The 253-nt window shown below is 49.8% G+C and carries 1 protein-coding gene; it reads left to right on the top strand.

The genetic code is table 11. The annotated features are described in order from the left end of the window. Window positions 1-29: 29 nt before the first annotated feature. A partial coding sequence (locus FS628_RS33340) for a glycoside hydrolase family 125 protein (RefSeq protein ID WP_369008920.1) occupies window positions 30-253 on the top strand: 224 nt, incomplete at its 3' end.

The following is a 253-nucleotide window of genomic DNA, read 5'->3' as shown; positions in this document are numbered from 1 at the left end:
ATCACGGAGAGCGTTCACCTTAGCGGTTCATGCGCGGTAATTGTGGAGCGGATGATAGGGTGGGTAATGAAGGATTGGGTATGGGTGTGAATTATAGGGGGATGATGTGGTCGGGTTTTGGTGGGAGTGATGATGGCTGTGATTTTGATTATAATATTGGGGGGAAGATGTTTGGTGGGGTAAGATTGGGGGAGATGGGAGAGATGGGGAAGTGGGTGTTGAGAGATGAAGAGTTGGTGAGTGGAATGGGTGG

The sequence above is a fragment of the Paenibacillus xylanexedens genome (assembly GCF_007676705.1).
Taxonomy (GTDB): Bacteria; Bacillota; Bacilli; order Paenibacillales; family Paenibacillaceae; genus Paenibacillus; species Paenibacillus xylanexedens_C.
This window is presented reverse-complemented; position numbering and strand designations above follow the sequence as displayed.